This window comes from Litoreibacter sp. JB4-2 (assembly GCF_055693445.1).
In genome coordinates this window covers 963,900-981,682 of the sequence record NZ_CM146334.1, presented here as the reverse complement: position 1 = coordinate 981,682, position 17,783 = coordinate 963,900, and the positions used below count along the sequence as shown (strand labels likewise).

The following is a 17,783-nucleotide window of genomic DNA, read 5'->3' as shown; positions in this document are numbered from 1 at the left end:
GTCAGCTCTGTGGCATCTTGAGCGTCACGTTGCGCCCGCCCTTTGTGTAGCGCAGGGACCCGCTATCAATCGCGGCCACGCGGCCACCATCAACGCGGTCGCCGACGGCCACTTTCTTGAAGCGGCCATTGGGCATGCGCACCAGAGCGCGGCGGTTGGATGACGTCCCAAACACCCCAACAAGTGAGACCTTTCCAAGCGCGATTGCGTTGGTTTCCGTGGCCGCGCGCGCCACGGTGCGACTGACGGGGCCCGTTGGTTGAACGCGGCTTGCGCGGGCAACAGCTGGGCCGGTTGCAGGCGCGGCCGCTATTGAGGCAGCGGCGCTTTGCGGTTGTGCCGCCGCAGGCGCTTGGCGGGCCTGAGCAACGATTGCGCTGAAATTCGACGGGCGCTGGCGCGCGCGCAGTGATGCTGCGACCGCCAGTTCGCTGGCGTTGGCAGGCGCGTCTGCTTCGGCTTCTGCGAGCGCGCGGGCGATGGCCTCTGCCTGTGCCTGTGCGGAGGCCGGGCGTTGAACAGGCCGAAGCCGCGCCAGTTCCAGCCGCGTGTTGCCGCCAAGGCTGGCGCGTTCGCGTTGTTCGATCAGATCGCTTGGCCGCGCGACGGGGCGAAAAGCAGCAAGTCTGATCTGTTCAGCGCTGAGCGTGGGTTCTGCCGGGTCCGCTGCCGCAATGCCTTCAGACAGGGCACTATCGGCGCCGTCAGGTGTTGGGCGCGGCAAGGATCGAATGGGTGGTGGGCCCAAAGTGACAAGATGGCCAAGAGGGCTCAGCGCGCCCTGCGGGGTTGCACGAACCAATCCACGCGCGTCCATGTCGAAAATCACACCGGGCGGAGGGGGCGGCATAAAGCTTGCCAATTCGAGCACGCTATTATCGCGGGCAGGCGGTATCAATGTTGGCGGATCTTCCAATGCGAGCTCTGGCGCAAGCGAGGCAATATAGAGATTGTCCAGCGTGGTTTCTGGTTGCGTGTCGCCCGCAAAGGGTTCCATCCGTTGCCATATGCCGGTTGCCGCGTAAGCTGTCAGCGCCTCGTCCTCGGTCATCGGTGCTGGCGCCAATGGGACCGGCTCTGCGATGACTTCTGGCTCTGGCAGCAGATCGGTTTGCGCCTCAGTGTCAGGCACGGACAGCTCAGGGGCCGTGCCTGCGATTGGCAGGTCAGCGATATCGAGCGCTTCGGGCAGCGACAAGCCTGCCTCCGCACCTTCGATCAGGGCAGGGTCTGTTTGCGTTTCGTCGAAAGCCGGGGGCGTTTGGTCCAATTCCACAAGTTCCGACGTGTCGTCCTGAGGGGCGCCAAACCAGTCGCTTACGGTGTCCGATGGCAGTAAATAGGACGACAACAGAGCCGCCAGCCCAAGGCAGGCCAACAAAATGACCGTCAGGATCAGGCCCAGAAACCGTGGCTTTCCGCGTGTTTGTGTCGCGGCCATGGCCGCAATCGGATCTTGCGTATCCGCGGCGGCTGCCTTTGCTTTCGCGGGTGCGCCGCTGGCAAGCACTGGTTTGGGAATGTCGCGCTTTGGCGGGGCAGGCGGGATGGTCGGCGCTTTGCGCGGCTGTTTTGCTGGTGGTGCAGCTTTCTTGGCTGCCGGTCGGGCCTTTGTCGTCACGCCACCCAGTTTGGGTGCCGTGTCCGGGACCGCGATACGCGGCGGCACTGCGGCAAGACGTTGGGTGGTTTCGGTGTCGGGTGCATCGCTTTCACCGGGTCTGCGACGGCTTGAAAACGCCGCCGACGGGGCCGCATCAGCTGCCTCCAGCCGCAGGGTGCGCGCTATGGGTTTGGCAGGGGCGGCCGGTTTTTCAGCCGGCTTTGGTGCGGGTGCTGCCGCTTGGCCCTTTGGCGGCAATATTTTGACCGGCTTGTCGTCGGTCTCAAAACTATCGGGACCCATCAAGGTGCCGCCGAGCATCGGTTCACCTTCGAACTGGTCCATCCCGGGGACAGCCGTGAACCCCACGGGGTTAAATTCGTAAGGGCTTATGAACCCTTCGGCCTCACCCAGCGTTTCCAATGCGACGGCCACAACCTGGACCGTGTCGCCTTTGGTGCTGGTGTCAAAGCTCAACTGGTCGCGCTTGTAGGGGGTCCGCGCCTCCAACGCCTCACCAATATCGTCATCCTTGCTGAGCGTGGCAAAAAGCAGCTGGGAATGCGGCAAAATCAGTTTGGTTTCAAAGCCTTCGCCGGCCAGTTCGACAGCCTTTGCGCGCAGCGATTTCAACCCTTCGGAAATGTCATCGCTGTCAAAGATGACACGGCCTTCGTTGTACCAGCCAGACCCATCGGCGGCACGATGCAACAGCACAATGCCGTCCTCAGACAGGTTAAGAGCAATTTGTGGCGTCATATCCGTCCGCTTTGTTCCGCGCTTCACCGGGGAGGATGCAGAGTGTTCTGCCAGCCCCAACCCGTTCTGTTATAACATATAACGCGACCGGTAAAAGAAAAACCAAGGGCGGGATTTGAACCTGCCGCCCTTGGATGCGATCCGCCTAAGACGTCGCTTTTGTCAGCGCCTGATCAAGGTCGCGGATCAGGTCGTCAGCATCTTCAATACCGATGGAAATGCGCACCACATTGGGCGCAGCGCCTGCGGCTTCCTGCTGCTCTGCGGTCAATTGACGGTGCGTGGTGGAGGCCGAGTGTATGATCAACGACCTTGTGTCGCCCAGATTGGCCACATGGCTGAAGATTTCCAGGCTGTCGACCAACTTGACGCAGGCCTCATACCCGCCCTTGACCGCGACGGTGAACAGCGCGCCCGCGCCTTTCGGGCAGACGGTTTTGACCCGGTCAAAATAGGGCGATGACTTCAGACCCGCATAAGTGACGTAGTCGACGCGGTCATCTTTTTCGAGCCATTCCGCCACCTTTTCGGCGTTCTCGACATGCTTTTCCATCCGCAGGGACAGCGTTTCGATCCCCATCAAGGTGTAGTGTGCACCTTGCGGGTTCATCGTCATGCCCAGATCGCGCAGCCCTATGGCGATGCCGTGGAATGTGAAGGCGAGGGGCCCAAAGGTCTCGGCGAATTTCAACCCGTGATAAGCTGGCTCCGGCTCTGACAGCGATGGGAATTTGCCCGATGCAGCCCAGTCAAATTTACCGGAATCGACGACACAACCACCTGTGACGGTGCCATTGCCAGTCATGTATTTGGTCGTGGAATGGACCACCAGCGTGGCGCCATGCTCGATCGGGCGGCAGAGATATGGCGTGGCTGAGGTGTTGTCGATGATCAGCGGAATACCTGCTTCATCCGCGATATCGGCCACAGCGCGCACATCCATGATGTAGCCGCCGGGGTTGGCGATCGCTTCGCCAAAAATCGCCTGCGTGTCGTCATTGATGGCGGCTTTCACTGCGTCCAGATCGTCGAAATCCACGAATGTCGCCGACCAGCCGAAGCGTTTGATGGTCTGGCTGAACTGAGTGACCGTCCCGCCGTAAAGCCTGCTTGAGGCCACAACGTTCTTTCCCGGCCGCATCAGCGGGAACAATGCCATGATCTGAGCTGCATGGCCTGAGGAGCAGCAAACCGCCCCAACGCCGCCTTCCAGCGTGGCGATGCGTTCTTGCAGTACTGCCACGGTCGGGTTGGTGAGGCGGGAATAAATATAGCCCACCTCCTGAAGGTTAAACAGCGCCGCCGCATGTTCTGCGTCACGGAAAACAAAGGCTGTGGACTGGTAGATCGGCGTGTTGCGTGCGCCGGTGGCCGGGTCGGGCCGGGCCCCCGCGTGCACTTGCAAAGTGTCAAACCCGTAGCTTTCTGTGTCGGACATGTCCGTTCCTCCTCACAATCAATTTGAGGCGGACATTAGTGCGAAGGCCTGCGCGCCACAATCAGCAAAGAGGTGTGGGACGTAGCAACAAGGGTAGGGCGTCAGTAACCGCCGCCCATATCTTCCTCAATCCGTTCGCCGGCTTTCGCGCGGTTCAATGCGGCTTGACACGATACCTCATTGGCCGCCCTGCAAGAATAGGTTTTGCCATCGACGACAATCGCCCAGACCTCTTGCCCGGCTTTACGCCCGCTTGTTGCCGTCGCGCGTTTCAGCACGTAGCTTTCGCCCTCAAGCGTGATTGTCCCGTCTGGCAACGGCGTGGTTCTTGCGAACACACTCGTTGGTATTTCCACCTGACCGCACGCGCCAAGCATGCCAAAAGATAGCGCAACGAGACCTATTTTGATGTGTGTTGTCATGTAACTTCCCCCTATAAAACAAGGAGAAGCGTAGCATGCGCCGCCAAAATCGCCAAATCTGTGCCTAGGCTGAGCGCAAGCCAGTTTCCACCAAAAGCCCTAAGCGCTTGGCCTCAAAGTAATAACCACGTGCATACCAGCCGACCGCCGCCGCTTCGTCACCACCAGAGACCAGCCACGCCCCTTTGAGGTATTTGCCGGCGAATTCAAGGTTCACCTCCGGGTCCAGCAGTTCCGATGGCGGGCCGCGATGTCCCATCGTTCGCGCGGTTTCGGGAAGGATTTGCATCAAACCCCAATAGGGCCCGTTGCGTGCATCTGCGCGGTAATCGCTTTCGCGTTGTATCACCCGGTGAAGCAGGCTTTCAGGGATCTCGTGAATCGCTGCCCACCTGACGATACGCGCACGCATGGCAGGTGTTTCGCCGGGATAAAGCGCGTTTGTTGGCGCGGCAACCGGCGGCTCAGCGCGGCCACAAGCGATGAGAAGCATTGGCGCCGCGAGGTGCAAAAGAAAGTGACGACGGATCATGCGATCAGCCTATGCAAACGCAGCAACCGATGCCATGCTCATCGCAGAGATCGGCGTTCCTTCGCCTGCACATCTACATGGCCCGCATTCATGATCACACCTTTCCACCTTGCCTATCACGTCACCGATCTGGACGCCGCGCGCCGCTTCTACGGCCAGGTTTTGGGATGTACCGAGGGGCGCTCAACCGACACGTGGGTCGATTTCGACTTTTTTGGCCACCAAATTTCGCTTCATCTTGGAACGCCGTTTGAAACGACAAACACCGGTAAAGTTGGTGATCACATGGTGCCGATGCCCCATTTGGGGCTGGTCTTGGGCTATGACGACTGGCGCGCCTTGGCGGATCGGTTAGGTGCTGCCGAAACGGACTGGGTCTTGCCACCCTCGGTGCGTTTCGAGGGTGAGCCGGGCGAGCAATGGACGATGTTTTTCCGCGACCCGTCAAGCAACCCTATCGAAATTAAAGGCTTCAAAGACCTGTCCGGTGTGTTCGCGCAATAACCTCCATTTGGTTACAAATACGCTTGTGGGATGCCCTTGCTGCGGGAGGCGAAGCCTCCCAGGAGCAAAAATATGTTGCGCACCGAAGGTGCACATTTGGGTCAGAGTTTGGACGATATGATACCGGTTGCGAAGCCGCCCATCCGCAGCTCGCCAAAAAGTCGCTGATATTCGATTTTGGGGCAGCGATCTTGGATGACTGTTATCCCGCGTGCCTCTGCCTTGGCCGCGGCATCTGCATGGGTGACGCCGATCTGCATCCAGATGGTTTTGAGATGCGGCAGATCCGCCAGAGCGTCATCGACAATATCCGGCACAAATTCGGAACGTCGAAAGATATCAACCATATCAACGCCAAGCCCCTCTGGAATGTCGCGCAGGCTGGCATAGACAGGCTGGCCAAAGACACGCGTACCAGCATGGCCCGGATTGACGCCGATCACTGTAAAACCTTTCAGGCTTAGGTAGCGCGCGACATAGTAACTTGGTCGCACTGGGTTCATCGACATGCCGACGCACGCCACTACTTTTGTGCGGGTCAAAACGGATTTCAGTTCTGTGTCACTATACGCCATGTGCGCGACGCTAGCGGGCGGGTTTGCAGTGCGAAAGACCTAAAACAAAAAAGCGCCTGCGCGGGGGAGTGCGCAGGCGCCAGTTACGGAACGAGGGACAGTGCTTGTTGGGGGCGCAGTTCCGATGCGCCACCCTCACAATGAAAAAATAGGCACTGTGTTTACCCTGTTCCAGAAGTCTTACGAAACTGTGAACGTTGCGTGCGCAGCCGTGAAGCCTGCCGGGTGCGTCCTTAGTCGAACACATCCTCGACGGCGTCCCATGCCTCCTCGACGATTTTGGAAAACAAGCCTTGGCGTTTTTTGTGTTTCTTGCGCGGCTTGCTGGGCTTGGACCAGTCGGCGAGTTTTGCAGGTTTGGGGGCTTTGCGTTGTTTTTCAGGTTTTTTGTTTGGCTGCTTGAGCCACTTCATCTCATGCAGAGGCGCACCACAGGATCCGCAGGCAAGCTCGTGCCCATGTCGCGCTGTGGGTTGCAGCAGTGTTCGGGCACCGCAATAGCAGCACGTCGCAAGCTTGGTCGGGTGAGGCATCGAGGCTCCTTTATTGCGCGCAACTAGTCTCGCGCCTGAACCTCATATAGGGACACCGCCGCCGCATTCGAGACGTTGAGCGATCCAAACGCGCCTGAGGCGTCGATCCGTACCAGCTTGTCACAGGTCTCCTTGGTTTTGTCGCGCAATCCGGGCCCTTCAGCGCCCAGTACCAGCGCAATCGCACCGTCGCGGGACGCAGCCGCATCCCGCAGCGCGACATCGGCCTCACCGTCTAGCCCGTAGATGGCGTAGCCCATCTCTTTAAGCGCCTCCATCGTGGTCGCCAGATTGCGCACTCTCAAATAGGGCTGCCGTTCCAATGCGCCCGATGCGGTCTTGGCCAAAGCCCCCGTCTCAGGCGCGGAATGACGTTGCACGCCGATCACCGCGCGCGCGCCAAACACCTCCGCTGAGCGCAGGATCGCACCAACATTATGGGGGTCCGTCACGCGGTCGAGCAGGATCACCCGTGCCGGCTGTCCGCGCGGCGCGCAAATTTCTGTCAGGTTGCCCCAGTCGAGCGGCTTGACCTCCAATGCCACGCCCTGATGCACAGATTGCGGGTCAATCGGTGCCGCGAATTTGCGTGGATCAGACAGCTCGACCTCCATACCTGATGCGGCAATCTCATCGGCCAACCGATCAGCGGCGTTTTTGGTGGCCACCAACCGCAACCGCTCGCGCATCGGGTTTTGCAGCGCATCGCGCACGGCATGGATGCCAAACAGCCATACGGTTTCTGCCGCCGAGGCGCGCTTGTCGCGTTCTTTTTGGATGACCCATTTGGGTTTTTTCTGGTTCATGGGGCGACGTTGAACAGTTTCGCCAGAAAAGCGCAAGCTCCGGCATTATTTCGTGTTGACGCACGCGGGCCGGGCTTATAGATCAGCCGCCTAGTGGGCGACAGGCCGCAAGGTGTGGCAGGGGACTGTAACTCCCTCGCGGAGACGCACGCCTGGTTCGATTCCAGGGTCGCCCACCACTTTTAAGCCATTGATATCTAAGTGCGGTTTTATTTTCCGCGTGCCGATACTGATACTAGCCGCGCCCCAACTTCCCATCTTGACGCCGACTTGCGTCTAAAACGACGCTTGCGATTGCAATGTCTTGTGCTGCGATCCCTGTCAGATCAGCAATTGTGACCTGCGTTTCTTTGATCCGCCCTTGACTTGCTCCAGATAAAAGGTGGCCGATGTCTTCAATTCTGGAACGCGTTATCAGATCTGCGCTATATGCCTGCGAGAGTTCCCCGTGATCCAAACACTGATCAATTGAGTCCGCGACCAAGACATCCGCGCGTGCGACAAGATCGACGTCAAGTTCTTGTTTGCCGGGTGCATCTGCCCCCACAGCGGTAATGTGCGCACCTGCGGTTACCCATGTGTTTTCGATGAGCGCGCGTGTTGCACCGGTCGTCGTGACAATGATATCCGCGTTTCGCACTGCTTTTTCCAGGGTATCAGCGACCGCAATCTCACAGTGCCCTTTCATCATGTCTGCGATGGTTTGGGCCTTCTTAGGTGAACGTCCCCACACGTCGAATGTCAGGTGGCTTCCGATCAAATGAACGTGGCTTTCAATCTGCCTCAGGGCTTGCGGACCTGTCCCGACGACCAACACTTGCCTGCTGTCCGAGCGGGCCAAGCACCGCGTCGCAATGGCGCCGCCAAGCCCAGTGCGGATGTCTGTCATAACCATCTCATCATGGAGTATAGCCTGCACTGCTCCGGTCTGCGCGGATATCACCAATGACAAACCGTTGCCCGTTGGCAATCCCGCTAGGGCATTGTCGGGAAAACCGGTCGCAACTTTAATGACAAAATTCGGATCGTTCGCTCGGTGGCCGTATTTGATATGACAATCTGCTGTGAGTTCCGGAAACGTGATATGTCCCACGGGCGGCAGGGTCACCTCACCTTGACTGGCAGCAATATAGGCGGCCTCGATGGCATCGCCAGCAACGTGCAGATCGATTAGGCCTTCGATTTGAGCGCGATCCAAGATAATCATGTTCTACCAAACCTTTATGAGTGACAGCGACAATGCCAACCTTGCCCGACTTTCGACTTGAGACCCACTTTTCCAAATGGGAATTCAAAGCGCGATACCACATGACCGCGTCTGATGCCGAGAGCATTTCGTTGCGGGAGCTGATGGCAATGGCAACCCCTGACGACAAGGACGCACTCGAAGGAATGTCGCTTGGTTACACAGAAACCTTCGGCGACCCTGAGCTGCGAGGGATTATTGCACAAACCTACGCAAACCAGCAGGCATCGGACATCTTATGCTTCGCAGGCGCCAGTGAGGGTATCTTTGTCGCCAACAACGTGATCCTGGACGCCGAAAGCCATGCCATTGTTGTGACGCCGAATTACCAAAGCCACGAAACCCTGCCGGTTGCAATTTGTGAGGCGACTGGTGTCCCGCTGGACCCAAATGATGGCTGGTCTTTGGACATCGATCGGGTGAAGGCCGCCATCAAGCCAAACACCAAGCTCATGACAATCAACTTCCCTCACAACCCTACGGGAACGATTTTGCCACTAGATCGCTACATGGCGCTGATTGAACTTTGTCGCGCCCATGGCATCTATATTCTGCATGACGAAATCTTTAATGGTTTGGGGCCAACCGGCACCCAACACCTTCCCTTCATTGCGGATGTCTACGAACGCGGGCTGTCGCTGAACGTCATGTCCAAGTCATTTGGTTTGCCGGGGCTTCGCATTGGCTGGATCGCCTGTCAGGACGCAGAGATCCTTTCAAAGATGGAGCGCTTCAAGCATTACCTGTCGATCTGCAACTCCGGTCCGAGCGAACAGCTGACTAAGATTGCCCTGAAGAACAAGGATCAACTGTTGCGTCGCAACTGCGCAATCGTCGATGAGAACTTACCCAAGTGGGACGCCTTCTTTGCGCGGCATCCTGACTTGTTTGACTGGCAGCGCCCTGACGGTTCATGCATGGCGTTCCCAAGGTATTTGGGGGCGGAAGGCGTGGACGAGTTCTGCCGTTCCTTGGTCGAAGACAGCGGTGTTCTTTTGCTGCCCAGCACGATCTACAGGTCTGATCTTGGCGTCACTCCGAATGATCGTTTCCGATTGGGATATGGACGCAAAGGGCTTGATGAGGGGTTGGCTGCTCTAGAGGCGCACGTCATGAAGAACAAAGCTACTTGAAACCTGTCGTTGCGTTCGGGTACGCAAGCTGCGCGAGGGTCCTCACGAAAACACGTGATGTTCTATTGGCTGGCGAGGCGCTTATCGAGGAGGCGGCGCGCTACGATCTGCTCACGGAGACGCTTAGGTTGGGCGTGACCGAGCTTGTAGCGTGCACTTGGTTGCAAAGGTTTCTGCGCAGTTTGAAGGAGGCCTATGGCATGGGCGCGCGTAGCTTGTTTCTGGCTCCCTTGGAGCTGTCACTTGGGTCCACAGGTGTGGCCGTTTTTAAGCGCGACTAAATGAGAGGTTTTGCATAAACAAAGATGTTCAAAGTACACGGTGCCGACTCGCATCTTGGTGCGGATTTTTTTTCGCGAGTTTTCGTGCTTGCCATGTTTAGCTTCAAAATCCTTGATGCAGAAATTCTCGTAAATAATTGAAAGTAATATTTAAAAAATGAAATCAAAGGCAATAAGTTATAGTGAATATATCTACTAAAAAATTAGTTTGACAGCGTGCAAGGCTTGCGGCTAGCGTTTGTGAAGCTGGCATTGACCGGCTCACATAAATCTTTGGGAGGAGACAAGATGCGCAAGTATCTGCTCTCCGCGACTGCGGCCATGGCCGTCATCGCGGGGTCCGGGACTGCTTTTGCCGACGCGGCAGCAGCCCAGAAATGGATTGATCAAGAATTCCAGCCATCCACATTGTCGAAAGACGTGCAAATGAGCGAGATGCAGTGGTTCATTGACGCCGCGCAGCCATTCGCGGGGATGGAAATCAACGTGTTGTCCGAGGGCATTCCGACCCACGGCTACGAATCCGAGGTGCTGACCAAGGCCTTCGAGGAAATCACCGGGATCAAGGTGAACCACCAGATCTTGGGCGAGGGCGAAGTTGTCCAGGCGGTGCAAACGCAGATGCAGACGCAGCGCAACCTCTATGACGGTTACGTCAATGACAGCGACCTGATCGGCACGCATTCGCGGCTGCAACTGGCCTATAACCTGACAGAGCAGATGGCCGGTGACTGGGCGGCGACAACCTCGCCGACGCTTGATTTGGATGACTTCATGGGCATCCAGTTCACGACGGGCCCCGATGGGAACCTTTACCAGCTGCCTGATCAGCAATTCGCCAACCTATATTGGTTCCGCAAGGATTGGTTTGACGACCAAGCCAACAAGGACGCGTTCAAGGCCAAATACGGCTACGACTTGGGCGTGCCGGTCAACTGGTCGGCTTATGAAGACATCGCGGAGTTCTTCTCGAACGATGTGCAGGAAATCGACGGAACACGCATTTACGGCCACATGGATTACGGCAAACGCGCGCCGGATCTCGGCTGGCGCATGACCGATGCTTGGCTGTCAATGGCAGGCACCGGTTCGAAAGGGGAGCCGAACGGCGTTCCGATTGACGAATGGGGCATCCGCATGGAAGCGGGAAGCTGTAACCCGGCGGGTGCATCTGTGTCCCGTGGCGGTGCGGCCAATGGCCCGGCGGCGGTCTATGCGATCCGCAAATGGGATGAATGGCTGCGCAACTATGCACCACCCGGTGCTGCATCATTCGACTTTTACCAATCGCTTCCGGCGCTCAGCCAAGGCAATGTGGCCCAGCAAATTTTCTGGTACACTGCGTTCACCGCTGACATGGTGAAACCACAGGCTGAGGGCAACAACACTGTCGACGCCGATGGTAACCCGCTCTGGCGGATGGCCCCAAGCCCGCACGGCCCTTACTGGGAAGAAGGTCAGAAGGTTGGCTATCAGGATGTGGGGTCTTGGACCTTCCTGAAATCCACGCCGTCGGATCGCGCGCAGGCAGCATGGCTCTACGCTCAGTTCGTGACGTCCAAAACTGTTGATGTGAAGAAATCCCACGTGGGTCTGACCTTCATACGTGACAGCACGGTGAACCACGAAAGCTTCACAGAGCGCGCGCCGAAGCTTGGCGGATTGGTGGAATTCTACCGCTCGCCTGACCGCGTGGCCTGGTCGCCAACAGGCATCAACGTGCCCGACTACCCGAAGCTGGCGCAAATCTGGTGGCAGCAAATCGGCGACGTGAACTCGGGTGCTTTCACACCGCAACAGGCGATGGATCGTCTGGCTGAGGAAATGGACATCACCATGGCCCGGATGCAGGCGGCTGATGAAAGTGCCAGCGTCTATGGCGGTTGCGGCCCACGCTTGAACGAGAAACAAGACGCCGCGTTCTGGTTTGCCAATGGGGGCGCTAAGCCCAAGCTGGACAACGAAAAACCGCAGGGCGAGACCGTCAACTACGACGATCTGGTCGCGCGCTGGAACCAGTAAACCAAACGCCCGGCCCCGCTTGAGCGCGGGCCGGGCCCTTACCGAGGGCCGCGCGAGAGCGCAGTCATCCCTCACTTGGGTCACGGGATTACAATGACAATCGAGTTGAAACAGGCCAGCAAGGTTGTGCGGGGCATTTCGCATATCAAACCGGTCTCTCTGGTGATGGAGCCAGGACATTTTAACGTTTTGCTGGGCCAGACGGGCTCGGGCAAGACGTCTTTGATCAAGCTGATGGCGGGGCTGGACCCGCTGGCCTCGGGCCAGATTTTCATGAACGGGCAGGACGTCTCACGGCTGTCGACGCAGAAACGCAAGATCAGCCTCGTGCACCAGTTTTTCGTCAACTACCCGCATATGAGCGTCTTCGACAATATCGCCTCCCCCTTGCGGGTTGCAGGCATGGCGCAATCCGAAATAGAGGGCCGCGTTCAAGAGGCTGCCGACATTTTGCAGCTGGGCCCAATGCTGAAGCGCCGCCCGCAAGAGCTGTCTGGCGGCCAGCAACAACGCTGTGCCCTGGCGCGTGCGATTGCCAAGGAAAGCCAGGCAGTATTCCTGGACGAGCCCTTGGCAAATCTTGACTACAAACTGCGCGAAGAGCTGCGTGAGCAATTGCCAGAGCTTTTTGCAGGCCGCGGCGCTGTCGTGGTTTACGCCACCTCGGAGCCAGAGGAAGCCTTGCTGCTGGGGGGCGAAACTGCGCTGATGGATGACGGTACTGTCACCCAATTCGGCACCACCGCCGCGATCTACCGCAAGCCGCAAAACCTGACAGCGGCGCGGGTGTTTTCCGACCCGCCGATCAATTCAGCCGAGATCATCAAAACCGGAACTGAAGCGCGGATGAAAACCGGTGTGGTTTGGCCTTTGGACGGCGCCGCAGCAAACCTGCCGGATGGGCAATACACGATCGCGCTCCGCCCGCATCATGTCACGCCATATGCTGCCAAACCCGGCGACGTCGCCATTGAAGGGACCGTGTTGGTGACCGAGCTGTCGGGCTCGGAATCAAGCGCGCATTTTCAACTTGGCGAAGACGGTTGGGTGTCGCTGGCTCATGGCGTGCATCCTTATGAGGTCGGTGAAAACCACCAGTTCTTCATGGATGCGACGCAGGCGTTCTACTTTGCTCCGGATGGGAGGCTCGTGGCCTGATGGCAAAAATCACGCTTTCAAATCTGCGGCATTCCTATTTGCCCGAACCGCAAGGCCCGCAGGATTTCGCACTGAAGGAGATTGATCTCGATTGGCAAGATGGCGGGGCCTACGCGCTGCTGGGCCCGTCGGGTTGCGGAAAATCCACGTTGTTGAACATCGTCTCTGGCCTGCTGACGCCTTCTGAGGGCCGGATCCTATTTGACGAGAAAGATGTCACCGACCTGCCGCCGGACCAGCGTAACATTGCTCAGGTGTTCCAGTTCCCGGTGATCTACGACACGATGACGGTGCGCGACAATCTGGCATTTCCTTTGCGCAATCGCGGGGTAGATGAGGCCCGGATTTCGGAGCGTGTCGCTGAGATCGCCGCCATGTTGGAGGTTGAGGAGATGCTCGATACGCGCGCCTCCCATCTCAGCCCGGACAATAAACAGAAAATCTCCATGGGGCGCGGGTTGGTGCGCGACGACGTCAATGTCGTGATGTTTGATGAGCCGCTGACGGTAATCGACCCGCATCTGAAATGGAAGCTGCGCTCCAAGTTGAAAGAGCTGCATCAGCGCGTCCGCGCGACGATGATCTATGTCACCCATGACCAGACCGAAGCACTGACCTTTGCCGATCAGGTGGTCGTCATGCAGGAGGGGGAGGTCGTCCAAATCGGTACCCCTGTGGAGCTGTTCGAGCGCCCGCAGCATACATTTGTCGGCCACTTTATCGGTTCACCGGGCATGAACGTCCTTCCCGCGGAAGAAGTCGCAGGCCGTGTCAACTTTGCCGGACAAGCTATTGAACTTGAAGGCAAGGTGACCGGGCAAGGCGGTGCCACCCAATTGGGCGTCCGGCCGGAATTTGTGTCGCTTGCGGCATCCGGTATCGAGGCGCGGGTGCGCAAAGTCTCGGACGTCGGCCGGCATTTGGTTGTTGAGGCCATGGTCGCCGACACGCCCGTCAAAGCCGTGATCGAAGGGGAGGCCCCCCAACAAGGCGCTCAGGTCCATCTCGATTTCAAAAAAGAACACACGCGGCTTTACCGGGACGGCTGGATCGCGACGGAGGCGGCATCATGAAGACAGATAACCCACGCGCATGGTTCTTTGTACTGCCGGTGCTGTTGCTGGTCGCGTTCAACGCGCTGGTGCCGATCATGACGGTGGTCAATTATTCGGTGCAGGAGACCTTTGGCAATAACGTCTTTTTCTGGCAGGGGCTGGATTGGTTTGAGCAAATCCTGCGCTCAGACCGCTTCCATGCGGCTTTGGGGCGGCAGTTTCTGTTCACCTTCTTGATCCTGATCATCGAGGTGCCGCTGGGCATCATCATTGCGCTGTCTATGCCCAAGAAAGGGTTCTGGGTGCCGGTCTGTCTGGTGACCATGGCTCTGCCGATGCTGATCCCGTGGAACGTTGTGGGCGCGATGTGGAACATCTTTACGCTGCCCGATATCGGGCTGCTGGGATACTTGCTGAACAACACGTTGGGCATCACTTATGACATGACCCAAGACCCGTTCGCGGCCTGGGTGACGATCATCACGATGGATGTCTGGCACTGGACGTCGCTGGTGGTGTTGCTGAGCTATGCGGGTCTGGTGTCAATCCCGGACGCGTACTACCAAGCTGCCCGGATTGATGGCGCATCGCCATGGAAGGTCTTCCGCTACATTCAGTTGCCGAAGATGAAAACCGTGCTGACCATCGCGATCCTGCTGCGCTTCATGGACAGCTTCAACATCTATACCGAACCCTTCGTTCTGACAGGTGGCGGGCCGGGAAATTCGACGACCTTGCTTTCGATTGATCTGGTCAAAATCGCGCTTGGGCAGTTCGACCTTGGCCCTGCTGCGGCGATGAGCCTGATCTATTTCGCGATCACGCTGCTGGTCAGCTGGCTGTTCTACACGCTCATGACAAAGGATGATGACGCATGAGAAAACGGACAATCATACCGATCCTCTACATCGCCTTCCTGTTGCTGCCGATCTACTGGCTGGTGGCGATGAGCTTCAAGACGACGCAAGAGATCCTCGGCGGTTTCAGCCTGTTCCCGCAAACCTTCACGCTGGAGAATTACCGGGTCATCTTCACTGACCCAACTTGGTACTGGGGATACATCAACTCCATCATATACGTGTCCCTGAACACGGTGATTTCGGTCTGCGTGGCGCTACCGGCGGCTTATGCTTTCTCCCGCTACCGCTTTCTGGGTGATAAGCAGCTCTTCTTCTGGCTGCTGACCAACCGGATGGCGCCCGCAGCCGTTTTCGCACTGCCGTTTTTCCAGCTCTATTCCTCCGTCGGGCTGTTTGACACACACTTGGCGGTTGCCCTCGCGCACTGCTTGTTCAACATCCCGCTTGCGGTTTGGATCCTTGAAGGCTTCATGGGGGGCGTCCCGAAAGAGCTGGATGAAACCGCCTATGTCGACGGCTATTCCTTCCCGCGTTTCTTCGTCACCATCTTCTTGCCGACGATCAAGGCTGGTGTCGGGGTCGCCGCGTTTTTCTGCTTCATGTTCTCATGGGTGGAGCTGCTTTTGGCCAAGACATTGACCGCCGTTGAGGCCAAGCCGATTGCCGCCACGATGACCAAAACCGCGTCCTCTGCTGGCTATGAGTTGGGGCTACTGGCAGCGGCCGGCACGCTGACCATCATCCCCGGCGCCATCGTGATCTATTTCGTGCGCAATTACATTGCCAAGGGCTTCGCCCTGGGGAGGGTTTGATGAAACGGTTTTTGACACCGGTTGTCCTGTTGCTGGCCAGCCCCGGGTTTGCTCAAGGCTGGGGCAATGTCGCCAAGAAGGAAGAGGAAACTGGTTTCTCTTGGACGCAGCCGCTCTGGCCATCTTTTTGGATGGCCTGGACGCCCGCTACTTTCGCGCTGTTTTGCGGAATTTTCGGTGCGATTGCCGTTATCGGCGTGCTCGAAGGGGTGAAATACCGCGACGGATTGGAACGAAAAGGCGTACTCGGCCTGACCACGACATTAGGCGACAGGCTGTTCATCACGCTGCTCGGAACGGCCTATATCTTCTTGGCCTGGTTGGGTTTTGTGGGCCAGCCCTTGTGGTGGCCGCTGGCGATTTCGCTTGCTTGGGGGGCTTTCTGTTTTAGGAAAGTATGAGATTTTGCTTTGGAAACGTGAATGCATGCGTTTTACTCATTCTGCGTAGTGAGTGAGCGATTGCCTAGGATAGGACGGCAATGAAAAAGAAAAAGAGTGATCTGCTGACCGAGGTCGAACTTGAGTTCATGAACGAACTTTGGGCATTGGGGGAGGGGACCGTGCGCGACGTTTTGGACAAGCTGCCGAAAGACCGCGATCTCGCCTATACCTCGGGCGCGACCATCCTGCGCATTCTGGAGCAAAAAGGCTTCGTGACCAGCCGTAAACAAGGCAAAAGCCATGTTTACATCCCATCGCTGGCCAAAGATGCCTACCAATCTCGCTCACTCAAAGACCTGTCGGCTAAGCTATTTGACGACACGCCTGCCTCGTTGGTGGCGCGTCTCGTCAATGACGATGCATTGACTGAAGAAGCGTTGGGGCAAATCCGAGCATTGGTGGATCGGAGGTTGAAAAATGATAGTGGGTGAAGCGCTGCTGGACGCGTTTATCAATGCCAATATATTGATTTGCGTGGCTTTTGTTCTTTGGTTTTTGGTGCGGGCCGCGATGTGCCGCATCGGCTTGAAATACGCTTATGGTGCGCAGCTTGGCCTGCTGAACGCGGTCTTCATTGCGATCCTGTGCGCGCCGTTTTTGGCCGCCGGGTTTCACGCATTGCAAGGATCCGGCGTCGCGCGCGGCGTCAATGTGAACCTGTCCGACATGGTTGTGTCCTATTACCTAAATGGCGGGTTGGAGATGAAAGCCTCCGAGTTTGAAAAGCTCGTGATGGCGCGCGATACGTTTACGCTCAACCTGCTTAATATGGATGGCTTGCTTGCCAAATCTGTCATCGCGGCTTTCACGGTCGGCATTGTCGTCGGTCTGACGCGTCTGGCGTATTCGATCTTTTGCCTCTGGCGCATCGTGGCGCAAAGCTACGCCTGGCGTAGCTTTAACCGGTTGCAACTGCGTGTCTCCGACAAGACGCTGGTACCGTTTTCGACCCGTGGGCTACGCAATTATTACGTGGTGATCCCGTCGCATATGCTGGGGCAGGCCGATGAGATGAAAGTCTCTCTCGCGCATGAGCTGCAGCATATTCGCAATGGCGATCTGGAATGGGAGGTGCTGCTTGAAGCCCTGAAGCCGCTGTTCTTTTTCAACCCAGCATATCGTGCTTGGAAACGTCAGGTCGAACACCTTCGTGAGCTGAATTGCGACAGTGCTGTGATCGCAGGTGGACGGATTGAGATGCGCACTTATTGCGAAACACTGCTGTCGATCTGCCAGCAAACCCTGCGCCGCGACCGCGCATTCGTGATTGCAGTCCCAAAGGTAACGCTGGTGACGGCTGATCGGTCCTCTGCCGGTGATGGCAAACCAAGCTTTTTGGAACGCCGCGTCCTGTCTCTGCTGAATGCCCGCCGCGCTACGCATCAGAAGATCGTTTTCGCGGTTCTGGCCGTGCCGCTTGTCGCCGCAGTCGCCCTGACCACGGTCGCTATCCAACGCCCCGGCGATTGGAGCCAGGACCGGCTGATGCTTTCGACCGTCGTCAATTTGGATCGGCTCAACGAAATCAATCGCCTGTCGACATTCGGCCGGATCCGCAACTAGTCGTATTTGCAAGACAATGAGAAGCCCAGCTGAGATTG

Annotated in this window: 19 protein-coding genes and 1 tRNA gene; 12 read left to right on the top strand and 8 right to left on the bottom strand. The window is 57.6% G+C overall.

The window, feature by feature from the left end:
* Window position 1: 1 nt before the first annotated feature.
* The 4 genes from ACZ1G7_RS04870 to ACZ1G7_RS04855 form a co-directional block, all read right to left on the bottom strand.
* Window positions 2-2,362 carry a hypothetical protein gene (locus ACZ1G7_RS04870; RefSeq protein ID WP_472662718.1) on the bottom strand — a complete coding sequence of 787 codons (2,361 nt, stop codon included), beginning with the start codon at window positions 2,360-2,362 and terminating at the stop codon, window positions 2-4.
* Between the two features lie 145 nt (window positions 2,363-2,507).
* Entirely contained in the window at window positions 2,508-3,800 is a 1,293-nt protein-coding gene (locus ACZ1G7_RS04865; protein ID WP_472662717.1) for an O-acetylhomoserine aminocarboxypropyltransferase/cysteine synthase family protein, read from the bottom strand.
* A gap of 101 nt (window positions 3,801-3,901) precedes the next feature.
* Window positions 3,902-4,222 carry a hypothetical protein gene (locus tag ACZ1G7_RS04860; RefSeq protein WP_472662716.1) on the bottom strand — a complete coding sequence of 107 codons (321 nt, stop codon included), beginning with the start codon at window positions 4,220-4,222 and terminating at the stop codon, window positions 3,902-3,904.
* A 64-nt stretch (window positions 4,223-4,286) separates the two neighbouring features.
* Window positions 4,287-4,754, bottom strand: coding sequence for a transglycosylase SLT domain-containing protein (locus tag ACZ1G7_RS04855; RefSeq protein WP_472662715.1), 468 nt, complete (start codon window positions 4,752-4,754; stop codon window positions 4,287-4,289).
* 90 nt (window positions 4,755-4,844) lie between these two features.
* Between ACZ1G7_RS04855 and ACZ1G7_RS04850 the strand changes: the two genes are divergently transcribed.
* The gene (locus ACZ1G7_RS04850) at window positions 4,845-5,258 is read left to right on the top strand and encodes a VOC family protein (protein WP_472662714.1); all 414 of its coding nucleotides are present in this window, start codon (window positions 4,845-4,847) and stop codon (window positions 5,256-5,258) included.
* A 101-nt stretch (window positions 5,259-5,359) separates the two neighbouring features.
* On the opposite strand, the gene ACZ1G7_RS04845 is transcribed toward ACZ1G7_RS04850, so the two are convergent.
* The 3 genes from ACZ1G7_RS04845 to rlmB form a co-directional block, all read right to left on the bottom strand.
* Window positions 5,360-5,833, bottom strand: coding sequence for a CoA-binding protein (locus ACZ1G7_RS04845; RefSeq protein WP_472662713.1), 474 nt, complete (start codon window positions 5,831-5,833; stop codon window positions 5,360-5,362).
* Between the two features lie 233 nt (window positions 5,834-6,066).
* Window positions 6,067-6,366, bottom strand: a complete 300-nt coding sequence (locus ACZ1G7_RS04840; protein WP_472662712.1) for a hypothetical protein — start codon at window positions 6,364-6,366, stop codon at window positions 6,067-6,069.
* 23 nt (window positions 6,367-6,389) lie between these two features.
* The gene (gene rlmB, locus ACZ1G7_RS04835; protein ID WP_472662711.1) at window positions 6,390-7,172 is read right to left on the bottom strand and encodes a 23S rRNA (guanosine(2251)-2'-O)-methyltransferase RlmB; all 783 of its coding nucleotides are present in this window, start codon (window positions 7,170-7,172) and stop codon (window positions 6,390-6,392) included.
* A gap of 95 nt (window positions 7,173-7,267) precedes the next feature.
* Here rlmB and ACZ1G7_RS04830 point away from each other — a divergent pair.
* Window positions 7,268-7,351: transfer RNA gene (locus ACZ1G7_RS04830), tRNA-Tyr, on the top strand.
* Between the two features lie 56 nt (window positions 7,352-7,407).
* Here ACZ1G7_RS04830 and ACZ1G7_RS04825 read toward each other — a convergent pair.
* On the bottom strand, window positions 7,408-8,379 hold the full coding sequence (locus tag ACZ1G7_RS04825) for an ornithine cyclodeaminase family protein (protein WP_472662710.1): 972 nt from the start codon (window positions 8,377-8,379) through the stop codon (window positions 7,408-7,410).
* A 32-nt stretch (window positions 8,380-8,411) separates the two neighbouring features.
* Here ACZ1G7_RS04825 and ACZ1G7_RS04820 point away from each other — a divergent pair, with 32 nt between their 5' ends.
* From ACZ1G7_RS04820 to ACZ1G7_RS04775, 10 genes are all read left to right on the top strand, one after another.
* A complete protein-coding gene (locus ACZ1G7_RS04820) occupies window positions 8,412-9,551 on the top strand; it encodes an aminotransferase class I/II-fold pyridoxal phosphate-dependent enzyme (protein WP_472662709.1) in 1,140 nt (379 codons plus the stop codon).
* A 65-nt stretch (window positions 9,552-9,616) separates the two neighbouring features.
* A complete protein-coding gene (locus ACZ1G7_RS04815; RefSeq protein WP_472662708.1) occupies window positions 9,617-9,832 on the top strand; it encodes a hypothetical protein in 216 nt (71 codons plus the stop codon).
* A 288-nt stretch (window positions 9,833-10,120) separates the two neighbouring features.
* Entirely contained in the window at window positions 10,121-11,854 is a 1,734-nt protein-coding gene (locus ACZ1G7_RS04810) for an ABC transporter substrate-binding protein (protein WP_472662707.1), read from the top strand.
* Between the two features lie 93 nt (window positions 11,855-11,947).
* Window positions 11,948-13,012 carry an ABC transporter ATP-binding protein gene (locus ACZ1G7_RS04805; RefSeq protein WP_472662706.1) on the top strand — a complete coding sequence of 355 codons (1,065 nt, stop codon included), beginning with the start codon at window positions 11,948-11,950 and terminating at the stop codon, window positions 13,010-13,012.
* The gene (locus tag ACZ1G7_RS04800) at window positions 13,012-14,085 is read left to right on the top strand and encodes an ABC transporter ATP-binding protein (RefSeq protein ID WP_472662705.1); all 1,074 of its coding nucleotides are present in this window, start codon (window positions 13,012-13,014) and stop codon (window positions 14,083-14,085) included. Before ACZ1G7_RS04805 ends, ACZ1G7_RS04800 begins: the two co-directional genes overlap by 1 nt.
* On the top strand, window positions 14,082-14,945 hold the full coding sequence (locus ACZ1G7_RS04795) for a carbohydrate ABC transporter permease (RefSeq protein ID WP_472662704.1): 864 nt from the start codon (window positions 14,082-14,084) through the stop codon (window positions 14,943-14,945). Before ACZ1G7_RS04800 ends, ACZ1G7_RS04795 begins: the two co-directional genes overlap by 4 nt.
* Window positions 14,942-15,739 carry a carbohydrate ABC transporter permease gene (locus ACZ1G7_RS04790; RefSeq protein ID WP_472662703.1) on the top strand — a complete coding sequence of 266 codons (798 nt, stop codon included), beginning with the start codon at window positions 14,942-14,944 and terminating at the stop codon, window positions 15,737-15,739. The genes ACZ1G7_RS04795 and ACZ1G7_RS04790 overlap by 4 nt, the downstream gene beginning before the upstream one ends.
* Window positions 15,739-16,140 (top strand): DUF2160 domain-containing protein, encoded by a 402-nt coding sequence (locus ACZ1G7_RS04785; RefSeq protein ID WP_472662702.1) that lies wholly within the window; start codon window positions 15,739-15,741, stop codon window positions 16,138-16,140. Before ACZ1G7_RS04790 ends, ACZ1G7_RS04785 begins: the two co-directional genes overlap by 1 nt.
* A gap of 80 nt (window positions 16,141-16,220) precedes the next feature.
* A complete protein-coding gene (locus tag ACZ1G7_RS04780; RefSeq protein ID WP_472662701.1) occupies window positions 16,221-16,613 on the top strand; it encodes a BlaI/MecI/CopY family transcriptional regulator in 393 nt (130 codons plus the stop codon).
* Window positions 16,600-17,745 carry a M56 family metallopeptidase gene (locus tag ACZ1G7_RS04775; RefSeq protein ID WP_472662700.1) on the top strand — a complete coding sequence of 382 codons (1,146 nt, stop codon included), beginning with the start codon at window positions 16,600-16,602 and terminating at the stop codon, window positions 17,743-17,745. The genes ACZ1G7_RS04780 and ACZ1G7_RS04775 overlap by 14 nt, the downstream gene beginning before the upstream one ends.
* The last annotated feature ends 38 nt before the right edge of the window (window positions 17,746-17,783 follow it).

Coding starts and splice junctions, on each gene's coding strand:
- ACZ1G7_RS04810 (WP_472662707.1), top strand. CDS start 10,121: ATGCGCAAGTATCTGCTCTCCGCGACTGCGGCCATGGCCGTCATCGCG.
- ACZ1G7_RS04870 (WP_472662718.1), bottom strand. CDS start 2,362: ATGACGCCACAAATTGCTCTTAACCTGTCTGAGGACGGCATTGTGCTG.
- ACZ1G7_RS04820 (WP_472662709.1), top strand. CDS start 8,412: ATGCCAACCTTGCCCGACTTTCGACTTGAGACCCACTTTTCCAAATGG.
- ACZ1G7_RS04840 (WP_472662712.1), bottom strand. CDS start 6,366: ATGCCTCACCCGACCAAGCTTGCGACGTGCTGCTATTGCGGTGCCCGA.
- ACZ1G7_RS04865 (WP_472662717.1), bottom strand. CDS start 3,800: ATGTCCGACACAGAAAGCTACGGGTTTGACACTTTGCAAGTGCACGCG.
- ACZ1G7_RS04860 (WP_472662716.1), bottom strand. CDS start 4,222: ATGACAACACACATCAAAATAGGTCTCGTTGCGCTATCTTTTGGCATG.
- rlmB (WP_472662711.1), bottom strand. CDS start 7,172: ATGAACCAGAAAAAACCCAAATGGGTCATCCAAAAAGAACGCGACAAG.
- ACZ1G7_RS04800 (WP_472662705.1), top strand. CDS start 13,012: ATGGCAAAAATCACGCTTTCAAATCTGCGGCATTCCTATTTGCCCGAA.
- ACZ1G7_RS04825 (WP_472662710.1), bottom strand. CDS start 8,379: ATGATTATCTTGGATCGCGCTCAAATCGAAGGCCTAATCGATCTGCAC.
- ACZ1G7_RS04845 (WP_472662713.1), bottom strand. CDS start 5,833: ATGGCGTATAGTGACACAGAACTGAAATCCGTTTTGACCCGCACAAAA.
- ACZ1G7_RS04795 (WP_472662704.1), top strand. CDS start 14,082: ATGAAGACAGATAACCCACGCGCATGGTTCTTTGTACTGCCGGTGCTG.
- ACZ1G7_RS04850 (WP_472662714.1), top strand. CDS start 4,845: ATGATCACACCTTTCCACCTTGCCTATCACGTCACCGATCTGGACGCC.
- ACZ1G7_RS04805 (WP_472662706.1), top strand. CDS start 11,948: ATGACAATCGAGTTGAAACAGGCCAGCAAGGTTGTGCGGGGCATTTCG.
- ACZ1G7_RS04785 (WP_472662702.1), top strand. CDS start 15,739: ATGAAACGGTTTTTGACACCGGTTGTCCTGTTGCTGGCCAGCCCCGGG.
- ACZ1G7_RS04775 (WP_472662700.1), top strand. CDS start 16,600: ATGATAGTGGGTGAAGCGCTGCTGGACGCGTTTATCAATGCCAATATA.
- ACZ1G7_RS04790 (WP_472662703.1), top strand. CDS start 14,942: ATGAGAAAACGGACAATCATACCGATCCTCTACATCGCCTTCCTGTTG.
- ACZ1G7_RS04855 (WP_472662715.1), bottom strand. CDS start 4,754: ATGATCCGTCGTCACTTTCTTTTGCACCTCGCGGCGCCAATGCTTCTC.
- ACZ1G7_RS04780 (WP_472662701.1), top strand. CDS start 16,221: ATGAAAAAGAAAAAGAGTGATCTGCTGACCGAGGTCGAACTTGAGTTC.